Source organism: uncultured Friedmanniella sp., assembly GCF_964244285.1.
Lineage (GTDB): Bacteria > Actinomycetota > Actinomycetes > Propionibacteriales > Propionibacteriaceae > Microlunatus.
The window spans coordinates 93,393-104,645 of the sequence record NZ_CAXTHT010000003.1 but is presented as its reverse complement, the minus strand read 5'-3'; the positions used below and the strand labels follow the sequence as shown (position 1 = coordinate 104,645).

8 protein-coding genes are annotated in these 11,253 nt (G+C 72.0%); all 8 read right to left on the bottom strand.

Translation table 11 applies throughout. From position 1 onward, the window contains the following. Positions 1–15: 15 nt before the first annotated feature. The gene (locus tag ACFE7W_RS08480; protein WP_375424333.1) at positions 16–2,739 is read right to left on the bottom strand and encodes a molybdopterin-dependent oxidoreductase; all 2,724 of its coding nucleotides are present in this window, start codon (positions 2,737–2,739) and stop codon (positions 16–18) included. Beyond that, positions 2,736–3,542, bottom strand: coding sequence for an FAD binding domain-containing protein (locus ACFE7W_RS08475; RefSeq protein WP_375424332.1), 807 nt, complete (start codon positions 3,540–3,542; stop codon positions 2,736–2,738). Before ACFE7W_RS08475 ends, ACFE7W_RS08480 begins: the two co-directional genes overlap by 4 nt. 31 nt (positions 3,543–3,573) lie before the next feature. After that, positions 3,574–4,494 (bottom strand): EamA family transporter, encoded by a 921-nt coding sequence (locus ACFE7W_RS08470; RefSeq protein ID WP_375424331.1) that lies wholly within the window; start codon positions 4,492–4,494, stop codon positions 3,574–3,576. Between the two features lie 69 nt (positions 4,495–4,563). Next, positions 4,564–6,255, bottom strand: a complete 1,692-nt coding sequence (locus tag ACFE7W_RS08465; protein ID WP_375424330.1) for an FAD-binding oxidoreductase — start codon at positions 6,253–6,255, stop codon at positions 4,564–4,566. Between the two features lie 83 nt (positions 6,256–6,338). Further along, positions 6,339–7,019: a lysophospholipid acyltransferase family protein gene (locus tag ACFE7W_RS08460; protein WP_375424329.1), complete on the bottom strand. Its 681-nt coding sequence runs from the start codon at positions 7,017–7,019 to the stop codon at positions 6,339–6,341. A gap of 65 nt (positions 7,020–7,084) precedes the next feature. Then, entirely contained in the window at positions 7,085–7,852 is a 768-nt protein-coding gene (locus ACFE7W_RS08455; protein ID WP_375424328.1) for an SDR family NAD(P)-dependent oxidoreductase, read from the bottom strand. A gap of 34 nt (positions 7,853–7,886) precedes the next feature. Further along, a complete protein-coding gene (locus ACFE7W_RS08450) occupies positions 7,887–9,071 on the bottom strand; it encodes an acetate kinase (protein WP_375424327.1) in 1,185 nt (394 codons plus the stop codon). Then, positions 9,068–11,194, bottom strand: a complete 2,127-nt coding sequence (gene pta / locus ACFE7W_RS08445; RefSeq protein ID WP_375424326.1) for a phosphate acetyltransferase — start codon at positions 11,192–11,194, stop codon at positions 9,068–9,070. The genes ACFE7W_RS08450 and pta overlap by 4 nt, the downstream gene beginning before the upstream one ends. Positions 11,195–11,253 lie beyond the last annotated feature (59 nt).

Sequence of the window (11,253 nt, the reverse complement as noted above, 5' to 3'; positions counted from 1 at the left end):
CCTAGGCAGCGCGCGTTACGACGAGGGGTCGCTCATCGATCCATCTGCGAGCAATCGCCAGACGCGGTCGCGCGACATCGGCAGCTCGTAGGGGCGGACGCCGATCGCGTCGGTGACGGCGTTGGCCAGCGCCGCGGCGACCGGGTTGTAGGGGGACTCGCTCATCGACTTCGCCCCGTACGGGCCGAGGTCGTCGCTGGTCGTCGCGAACAGCACCTCGGTCTCGGGCAGGTCCGAGAGCTGCGGCAGGTGGTAGTTGCGGAAGACCGCGGTGGTCACCGTGCCCTCGTCCATGATCATCTCCTCCCACAGCGCCGTGCCGAGGGCCTGCGCCACCCCGCCCTCGATCTGGCCGCGGCACTGCGCCGGGTTCATCACGTAGCCGGCGTCGGCGGCCTGGACCGACTGCAGGATGCGGATCTCACCGGTCCAGGGGTGCACGGCCACCCGGAACCCGTGCACGTTGAAGGCGAGCGACCGGGTGTCACCGTCCACCGCCCCGTGCCCTCGCAGGCCGGCATCCGGGCCCAGCAGGTCGGCGAAGGTCAGCAGCGTGTCACCACAGCGCAGGCCGTCCCGGTCGGGCTGCCCGCAGGACGCGTCGACGCCGGTCAGGGCGGCCGCGCGGGCGCGCAACCGCTCGAGCAGGTCGAGGGCGGCGGCGTGCACCGCCCGGCCGGCCACCACCGTGCCGGTGGAGCCGAACGCCCCGACGTCGTGCCCGGTGGCGTCGGTGTCGGCGTGGTGCAGGGTGATCCGGTCCGCCGTGGTCGCGAGCGCGGTGGCCACCAGCTGGGTGTGCACGGTCGAGGTGCCGTTGCCGAACTCGGCGGTGCCCACGCCGATGGTGTACCGGCCGTCGCGGTCGACGGTGACGTTCGCCTCCGCCCGGTGACCTCGCGGCGGGACGGTCGCGATCATGGCCATCGCCACGCCTGATCCGGTACGCCACTTTCCGTTCCCCTGGGGGGCGGGGTCGCCACGGCCGCTGCCGAGAGCCTGCTCGACGAGGTCGAGGCACTGGTCCAGCCCGTAGGAGCCGAAGACGAGGTCGTCACCCTCGACGTGGGTGACCACCAGTGGGTCACCCGGCCGGATCATGTTGAGCCGGCGGAACTCGACCCGGTCGATCCCGAGCTCCACGGCCAGCTGGTCCATGGCCGACTCCAGCGCGAAGATCACCTGGCCGAGCCCGTAGCCGCGGAACGCCCCGGACGGCAGGTTGTTGGTGTAGACCGCCGCCGCGTCGACGCGCTTGTGGGGGACGTCGTAGACGGCGACGGACTCCGACACCCCGTGGAACATCACCCCGCCCGAGTGGTTGCCGTAGGCGCCGGTGTCGGTCAGCACGTCGACGGCCAGGGCGGTGAGCCGGCCCGCCGCGGTGGCGCCGAGGGTGACCGCGACGCGGAACGGGTGCCGACAGGGCGCGGTGGTGAACTCCTCGGCCCGCGTGTACTCGTACTGCACCGGACGGCCGGTGGCCAGCACGGCCAGGGTCACCAGGTCTTCGGTGAGGATCTCCTGCTTGCCGCCGAAACCGCCGCCGACCCGGGCGGTAAAGACGCGGACCCGGTCGCAGTCCAGGTCGAAGAGCCGGGCGATCTCGTCCCGGACCAGGAAGGGGACCTGCGAGCTGGTCCGCAGGGTCAGCCGACCGTCCTCGGCCAGCCAGCCGATGGTGGCGTGCGTCTCCAGGTGCGCGTGGTTGACGCGCTGGTTGCGCCAGGTGCCGCGGACGACGGCGTCGGCCTCCGCCAGCCCGGCGGCCAGGTCGCCGTACTCGCCGTGCAGCTCGGCGGCCAGGTTGCGACGCGGGCTGGCGATCCGCGTGGCCACAGGGTCGGCGTCGCCGTGCAGCAACGGGGTGCCGGGCTCGCGGGCCAGCTCGGGGTCGAAGTTCGCCGGCAGCACCTCGTAGTCGACCCTGATCAGCCGGCCCGCCTGCTCGGCCACGCCGACGCTCTCGGCGATCACGGCGGCCACGCGCTGGCCGCGGAACCGGACGACGGTGTCGAGGATGTAGGTGTCGTCCGGGTCGTCGAGCCGGTTGGCGTGCCGGCCGGTCGAGTACAGGACGTGCGGGGCGTCCGCGGCCGTGAAGACCCGGACCACCCCGGGCAGCGCCTCGGCGGCCGACGTGTCGATCGAGACGACCCGCGCGTGCGCGTGGGGGCTGCGCAGGACGGCCAGGTGCAGCAGTCCCGGGACGACGACGTCGAGGGTATACGGCTCCCGCCCGCTCACCACGCGACGGCCCGCGGGGGCACCGAGGGAGCGACCGACGCCGTCACCGGGCTCGGCGGTGGTCTGAGGCCGGTCCTCGATGGCGTCCCGGATCGCCCGGTAGCCGGTGCAGCGGCAGAGGTTGCCCTTGAGCAGCCGCGGCAGGTCGGGGAGGTCCGCGTCGCTGAGCGTGGAGGCGGTGACGACCATGCCGGCCGTGCAGAAGCCGCACTGGAACGCGGCGTGGTCGACGAACCGCTGCTGCACCGGGCTCAGCACGTCCGGGGTGCCCAGCCCGGCGACGGTGGTGACCGTCCGACCCTCGGCCCGGTGCGCGGGGTAGATGCAGGAGTGCACGGGCGTGCCGTCCACCAGCACCGAGCACGCCCCGCAGTCACCCGAGTCGCAACCCTTCTTGACCTCGAGGTGCTCGGTCTCGCGCAGCAGCGTCCGCAGGCACTGGCCCGGCCGCGGCTCCCGCTCGAGCGGGGCGTCGTTGACGGTGAACCTCACGCGAGCTGACCCCGGATCTCCTCGGCGAGCAGGCGGCTGACGGCTCGGCGCCAGTCGGCGGCACCGTGCGGGTCGGTGAACCAGGCGTCGATGGCGGCCACGTCGGCGTCGAGCTGCTCGGACGCGGGCAGCGAGGGGTAGCGCAGCTGCACCGGCCGGACGGTTCCCGCGGTCACCGAGAGCACGAAGGAGCCGTCCGCGGCCCGCCGGCCCACCAGCACCGCGCCGGAGCGGCCGAGCGCGGAGAGCGCGATCTTGCGCAGTGCCGTCCGGCTGTCGAGGGCGGCGGCCGAGATCTCGACCGAGCGGAGCACGTCGCCCGGACCGAGCGCGTTGGTCTTGTTGCCGGTCACGAACGCGGCGGCGGGCAGCACCTCGTCGCTGCCGTCGGCGCGCCAGACCACGACGTCGGCGTCGAGGCCGGCGGCCAGGCTGGTCATCGGTCCGGCGGGCAGCGAGGCGCAGAGGTTACCGCCGATCGTGGCCACGTGCCACACCTTGAACGAGCCGTAGAGCGCCTCGCACGCCTGCCGGAACACCGGCGCGGCCGGCCGGGTCAGACGTGCGGAGAGGGAGGCGACCTCGGTCAGGGTGCAGGTGGCGGCCAGGCTCAGGCCGCCGTCCGGCCGCTCGGTGACCGCCGGCCAGTCGAGGGTGGTGATGTCCACCAGCGCGGACAGGTGGTCCTGCGGCTCGGAGTAGAGCCAGGACCCCCCCGCGAGCACCCCGGTCCGCTCGTCCAACGCCGCGAGGTCCGCGCGCGTCCGGGCAGGCCGGACCGCGGTCACGGTGTGCAGGTCCACGCTCACAGCCTCCGGTCGGGGTGGGCCCTATTCAAGGCGAGGTGCGTGACGAGTGTGTAACCGCTACGACCGGGTTCTCGAGGAGGACGCGTGGCGGGCGGGAGGCGTAGAGCACGCCGCCGACCACGGCCACGCCGGCGACGAGCTCGACGAGGTCGGGCAGCTCGTCGAAGAACAGCCACGAGCTGAGCACGCCGACCACCGGCACCAGCATCGAGAACGGCGCGACCACGCTGGACGGGTGGCGGGAGAGCAGGATGTTCCAGATCCCGTAGCCCACCCCGGTGGCGATCACCACGATGTAGAGCAGGCCGAGCACCGACGGCAGCGCCTCGAGGGTCAGGCTGGTGCGCAATGAGTCGGCGATCCGGTGCGGACCCTCGAAGAGCAGCGACAGCACCAGCATGGGGACCGGCGGGACGATCGACATCCACAGGGTCAGGTGCAACGGCTTGGGCGCCCGCGCCTGTCGGCTGCAGACGTTGCCGAACGCCCAGCCGAGTGCGCCGCACAGCGTCAGCAGGACAGGCAGCAGCGCCGCCACCTGCGCGCGGTGGACCGCGATCACCGCCAGGCCCAGCACGGCCACCGCGATCCCGATGCCCTGTCGGCGGCTGAGGCGCTCGCGCAGCCACAGCCCGCCCAGCAGGACCGTGAACGGCGCGGACGCCTGGAGCACCAGCGACGCCAGTCCGCTCGGCATCCCGGCGGCGATCCCGACGTAGAGGAACGCGAACTGCAGCAACCCGATGCCCAGCCCCACGCCCAGCAGCCAGCGCAGCGGCACCCGCGGTCGCGGCACGAAGACCAGGGCCGGGACGGCCACCAGGATGAACCGGAGTGCCACCATCAGCATCGGCGGGAAGTGCTCGAGCGCGATCGTGGTGGCCGGGAAGTTCAGGCCCCAGACGACGGCGACCAGCAGTGCGCGGAACTGGTCACGAGGGGGCATGAGGACAGATCTCCGGATGAGCAGTAAACGAAGGAGGGGTACTCCTCACCGTCGTTCACTCTCGGTGGCTCAGGCTCGCGACGTCGGTGGGCTGACGGTGATCTTGCCCGGGTTGAGGTTGCGCCCCGGGTCCGCGCCGGCGAAGAGCCCCTCCATCAGGTGCACCCCGGCCGCCGAGATGTCCTGCTCCAGCCAGGGCGAGTGCTCGCTACCGACGCCGTGGTGGTGGGAGAGGGTGCCGTCGGTGTCGATGAACGCCTGCTGGATGGCGGACTTGACCACGTCGTAGCGGCCCAGCGGGTCCTGGCCGTCGTGCCGGAAGGCGAAGGTGAAGTACAGGCAGGCACCCGAGTGGTAGGAGTGCGAGAGGTGGCACATGATCCAGCCCTGCACGCCGATCTGGGCGAAGGCCTTCTTGGCCGCGGCGGTGACGTTGTCATACATCGGCACCAGCTTCGACCACGGCGCCGCCGTCTCGGAGACGTCGGCCGCCGCGCCCCGGTCCAGCAGGAAGTCGCGGATGTAGGGGGTGTCGAACTTCTTCTGGTCGTAGAGCTCGCCCGGGCCCTTGCCCAGGACGATGCCGCCGTGCGAGGCGATGATCTTCTTGACGATCGACTTCTGCCGGGAGACGTGGTCCGGCCCGCCCTCGTAGCCCACGAAGGAGAGGCAGACCGCGCTCAGGTCCCAGCCGCGGCGCTCCAGCACCGTGAAGAGGCCCTTGCTGACCAGCCCGGACACCGAGATGCCCTTGCTCTTCTTCCGGGTGGAGAAGGAGAAGCGCGTCTCGCCGGCGTCCGACACCCGGGTGATCGACGGGGCGGCGTCGCTGGTCGAGATCTCCTGCATCGCGGCCACGCCGGCCTCGAAGGAGGGGAAGAGGTAGCCGAGGATGAGCCGTTCCTCAGGGATCCGGTGCACCTGGACGGTCACCTCGGTGATGACGCCGAGCCGACCCTCGGAGCCAAGGACCATCTCGCGGACGCTCGGGCCGGTGGAGGTGCTCGGCAGCCCGCGGAGCACCAGCACGCGGCCGGGCATCACCATCCGCAGGCCCCGGGTGATGTCGGCGATATCGCCGTACTTGTCCGACTGCATGCCCGAGGACCGGGTGGCGACCCAGCCGCCGAGCGTGGAGTGGGTGAAGCTGTCGGGGAAGTGGCCCAGGGTCCAGCCGCGGGCGTTCAGCTGCTCCTCCAGGTCCGGGCCGAGCGCACCGGCCTGGATCCAGGCCAGCCCGGACTCCTCGTCGATGTCGATGAGCTTGTTGAGCCGGCCCAGGTCGACCGAGATGACGGTCCGCGTCTCGTCCTCGGGCGCCTGCAGGCTGCCGGAGATGTTGCTGCCGCCCCCGAAGGGGATCAGCACGGCGTCCGCGGCGATGGCGAGGTCGACGACCAGCTGTACCTCGGCCTCGTCCGCGGGGTAGACCACGACGTCGGGCACCCGCGGGATGTCGCCGCCCCGGAGCCGCATCAGGTCCCGGATGCTCTTGCCGTACGTGTGGACGATCCGGTCCTCGTCGCTGCTGACCGTGTTCTCGACGCCGACCGCCTCGGTCAGCTGCTCGAGCAGCTCGTCACCGATGCGGGGGGTGGGGATCGGCAGGTCCTCCAGCCGGGGCTGCTTGCCGGCAGGGGCGTTCAGGTCCAGGTCGATGATCTCGAGCACAAACGGCTGCAGGGCAGGTTTGTCCTCGTGGTGGAAGCTGGTGCCCTCCACACCCCAGCCGTACCACTTCATGTGCTTCACGGCAGGCATGCGTTTCTCCTTCTGATGACCCGGTACGGCCCGCTCTGGCCGCCGCGGTCCGCCGTCCATCTTGCCGGAGCGGGCAAGAGCCCTCAGCCGAGGGTGGCGATGTAGGTCGTGGTGTCGTCGATCAACCCACGGACCTCTTTGGCGATCCGCTCCGAGAACTGGGCGACACTCTCGCCGTCCTCGGGCCGCAACGGCTCGCCGAAGGTGACGTGGACCGGGGGCCGGCCGCGGTCGGGCCAGTTCTTCCCGTAGGGCATCGCGGCCGCGGCGCCGACGATGGCCACCGGCAGGCAGGGGACGTCACGGCTGATGCACAGCGCGGCGGCACCGGGCTTGAACGCGCCGATCTCGCCGGTCCGCGAACGCGTGCCCTCGGGGAACAGCAGCAGGGGAACGCCATCGTCGAGCAGGCTGGTGGCCAGGCCCTTGCGGCCGCGGAGACCGGTCCGGTCCACGGGAAAGGCGTTGAAGAAGAGGGCGGTCAGGCCCTTGCGCCACCACACGTCGAAGAAATAGTCCGCCGCGGCGCCGGCCGCGACGTAGCGGGACAGCTTCTCGGGCAGGGAGGTGATGATCAGCGGAGCGTCCAGGTGCGACGTGTGGTTGGACACCACCACAAATCCGCCGTGCACCCCCTCGAGGTGCTCCAGTCCCCGGACGGTCACCGTGGTCTTGCGCCGGATGAAGGGCTTGAGGATCAGCCGCTGCGCCACGAACCGCGCGCCGGCGTGCACGGGCGAGGTGTATCGACTGCGGTTGGACACATTGCCACAGTAACCGAAGCGTCCTCCGGTGTTCATCCAATGGCCGGTGCGGCGTCGCGTGAGTCTCAGTGCCGGCCGGAGGAGAGCAGCACCGAGGCGCGCCGGACCAGCACGCGGGGAGCCAGCCGCGCCGCCCAGATCAGGGCCTGGTAGCGCCTCGAGGGGATGGAGAGGACGCGACCGGCCGCGACGTCGCGCAGGCACTCGGCCACCAGGTCGTCGGCGTTCAGCCACAGCGCAGCGGGGATCTTGCCGGTGCCGATGTCGGCCCGCTCGTGGAACTCGGTCCGCACCCAGCCGGGGGCCAGCACGGTCGCGGTCACCCCGGTGCCCCGCAGCTCGTTGGCCAGCGCCTCGGTGTAGACGCCGACGAACGCCTTCAGGGCGGCGTAGGAACCCATGGTGGTGTAGGCCGCCGTGCTGCCGACGTTGACGATCGCGCCGTGCCCACGGTCGGTCATCGCCCTCCCGGCCGCCGCGCTCAGCACCATCAGGGCGTGCACCATCACCTCATACCCCTGCTCGAAGGCCGACAGGTCCGCACTGACCAGCCGCGAGCGGATGCCGAAGCCGGCGTTGTTGACCAGCAGGTCGACCGGACGCTCGACCTCGGCCAGGCGCTGCGCGACCCGCTCGACGTCCTCCCGGACGGCCAGGTCGGCGGCGAGGGCCTCGACGGTGATCCCGTGGCTCCGCTGCAGCTCGGCGGCCGTGCTGCGCAGCCGGTCGGCGTCCCTGGCCACCAGGACCAGGTCGTCTCCGCGCGCCGCCAGGGCCCGCGCGAACGCCGCCCCGATCCCTGATGTCCCGCCCGTCACCAGCGCCGTCGTCACCGGGTCAGCGTAGGTCAGGAGCCCCTCGACAGGATCAGGGCGCGGGGAGGGCGAGCAGGGCGAGGGTCTGGCGGGCGATCTCGAGCTCCTCGTTGGTGGGAACCACCGCCACGGTGACAGGCGAGCCGTCGGGGGAGATGACGCGGGCTTCGCGGCTGGCTGCCTCGTTGCGGGCGGGCTCGAGGGAGATCCCCAGTCCCTCCAGCCCGACCAGGACGGCAGTGCGGACGGCGGCGTTGTTCTCGCCCACCCCCGCGGTGAAGGTGAGGACGTCGAGCCGACCGAGGACGGCGAGGTAGGCGCCGAGGTAGTGCTTGAGCCGGTGCACGTACACACCGAAGGCCAGCTCGGCACCGGCATCCCCGGCCTCGCGGAGCTCCTGCAAGGCGCGGAAGTCGTTGACCCCGCTCAGCCCCTTCAGGCCGGACTGCTTGTTCAGTACGGTGTCGATCTCGTCCACCGTCAGCCCGGCCTCCCGGCTCAGGTAAGGGTGCAGGCCGGGATCGACGTCGCCCGAACGGGTCCCCATCACCAGCCCCTGCAGCGGCGTCAGGCCCATCGAGGTGTCGACCGCCTGACCGCCCCGGACCGCGGACGCGGAAGCGCCGTTGCCCAGGTGCAGCACGATCTGGTTGAGCTCGGCCAGCGGACGCCCCACCAGGCCCGGGACGGCGCGGGACACGTAGCGGTGTGAGGTGCCGTGCATGCCGTAGCGGCGGATCCGGTACCGCTCGGCCAGCTCCCGCGGGATCGCGTACGTCGCGGCGGCTGGCGGCAGGCCGGCGAAGAAGGCGGTGTCGAAGACGGCGACGTGCGGCACGTCCAGCTGGGCCCGCGCCGCCTCGATCCCGGCGACGGCGCCCGGGTTGTGCAGCGGGGCGAGGGGGCTGAGGTCGCGGATCTGGTCGACCACCGCGTCGGTGATAACCACCGGGTCGGAGAAGTCGGGTCCGCCGTGCACCACCCGGTGACCGACGGCCCGGACGCCGGCGCTGGCCAGCTCAAGGCCCTGAGCCGTGAGCTCCGCGGTCATCTGGCGGACGGCGGCGGTGTGGTCGGCGACGTCGCTGCCGTCCTCGCCGATCCGCTCGACCGTCCCCTTGGCGACCACCTCGCCGGAACCGGGAACGACCAGCTGGTACTTGAGGCTGGACGACCCGGCGTTCAGCACCAGGACCGGGGCCGCCGAGCGCGGAGCGCGACCATCGGGCCCGGTCATGCCGAGGCCTGGGGCGCCGCGGTCTGGTGGCGGACCGCCTGGGCCTGGACGGCGGTGATGGCCACGGTGTTGACGATGTCGTCCACCAGCGCTCCGCGCGACAGGTCGTTGACGGGTTTGCGCAGACCCTGCAGCACCGGGCCGATGGCGACGGCGTGCGCGCTGCGCTGCACGGCCTTATAGGTGTTGTTGCCCGTGTTGAGATCGGGGAAGACGAAGACGGTCGCCCGACCTGCCACGTCCGAGCCGGGCAGCTTGGCCCGGGCCACGTCGAGATCGACCGCCGCGTCGTACTGGATCGGCCCCTCCAGCGGCAGGTCCGGCGCCCGCTCGGTGACCAGGGCGGTGGCCGCGCGCACCTTCTCCACCTCCGCGCCGGCGCCCGAGCTGCCGGTGGAGTAGGACAGCATCGCCACCCGCGGCTCGATCCCGAACTGCCGGGCGGTGTCGGCCGAGGACAGGGCGATGTCGGCCAGCTGCTCGGTCGTCGGCTCGGGGATGACCGCGCAGTCGCCGTAGACCAGCACCCGGTCGGCCAGGCACATCAGGAAGACGCTGGACACGGTGGCCACGCCCGGCCGGGTCTTCACGAACTCCAGCGCCGGCCGGATGGTGTGCGCCGTGGTGTGCGCGGCGCCGGAGACCATCCCGTCGGCCAGCCCCAGGTGCACCATCAACGTGGCGAAGTAGGAGATGTCGGTGACGGTGTCGCGGGCCTTGTCCAGGGTCATCCCCCGGTGCGCCCGGGCCTCGGCGTACGCGACGGCGAAGCGCTCGACCAGCTCGGGGTCGGTCGGTGAGACCACCGACGCCTCGTCCAGGTCCAGGCCCAGCACCGAGGCCCGCGCGCGGACTGCCGTCTCCTCGCCGAGGAGCGTGAGCTGCGCGACCCCGCGCCGCAGCAGGATCTCGGCCGCCTCGAGGATGCGGTCGTCGGAGCTCTCGGGCAGCACGATGTGCTGGCGGTCGGCGCGGGCCCGCTCGGCCAGCTGGTACTCGAACATCAGTGGCGTCCGCACCTCCGAACGGGGGACGTCGATCGCGGCCAGCAGACCTGCCTGGTCGACCTGTTCGGCGAACAGCCGCCGGGCCACCTCGATCTTGCGCGTCGAGGTCTTGGTCATCGGGCCGCGGACCCGGGTCAGGCGCTCGGCGGTGGTGAAGGTGCCGAGGTCGGTCAGCGCGATCGGCAGGTCGGACTCGACGCCCGCCGACAGCCGCCGGATGCTGTCGGGCAAGGGGTAGCCGCCGGTCAGGAGGATGCCGGCCAGCGCCGGGAAGGTGCCGCTCTGGTGGGCCAGCATCAGCCCGGGGATGAGGTCGGTCCGGTCGCTGGGGGCGATCACCGCGACGTCGGGTCCGAGCCGGTCGAGGACGTTGGGCAGGCTCATCGCGGCCACGATGATGCCCAGCGCCTCGCGGTCCATCCAGCTCTCGTTGCCCAGCGTCAGCTCGCCCTGGCCGGCCTCGACCAGGGCGCGGAACGTCGGGGCCGACAGGATCGGGTTGTCGGCGATGGCCGCGATCAGCAGCTCGTCGGCGCCGGATGGGGTCAGCGAGGCCAGCTCGGCCTTGATCGCGGTGACCGCGTCGGCCTCGACCCGGTTGGCCACCACGGCGACCACCTGGGCGTGGTTGGCCCGCAGCTCGGCGATGGCCCCCTCGGCGGCGGCGGAGATCTGCTCCGGCGTCCGCTCCCGGCCGTGGACGACGAGCACGACCGGGGAGCCCAGGTTCGCCGCGATCTTGGCGTTGAGGGAGAGCTCGGTGCCGGTCGAGACGTCGGTGTAGTCCGAGCCGAGGACGATCACCACCTCGAAGCGCTCGCTCAGCCGTCCGAAGCGCTCGACGATGACGTGCAGCGCCTCGTCGGGGTCGTGCCGGGCGGCCTCGTAGGTGACGCCCAGCGCGTCGGCGTAGCTCTGGCTCATGCCCGGCTGGTTCACCAGCAGATCGACGACGAGGTCCAGGTCCTCGGACTCGTCCAGGCTGCCGGCGGTGGTCAGTGGTCGGAACACCCCGACCGAGCCGACCTCGCGGGTCAGGGCGTCGACCAGCCCGAGCGCCACGGCCGATTTGCCCGTCAGACCTTCGGGTGAGGCCACGTAGACGCTGCGACTCATGCGGTGACAGTAGCGGGCGCCGGTGACAGGGCGGCTCGCTGTGGCCCGGGAGGTGTGGC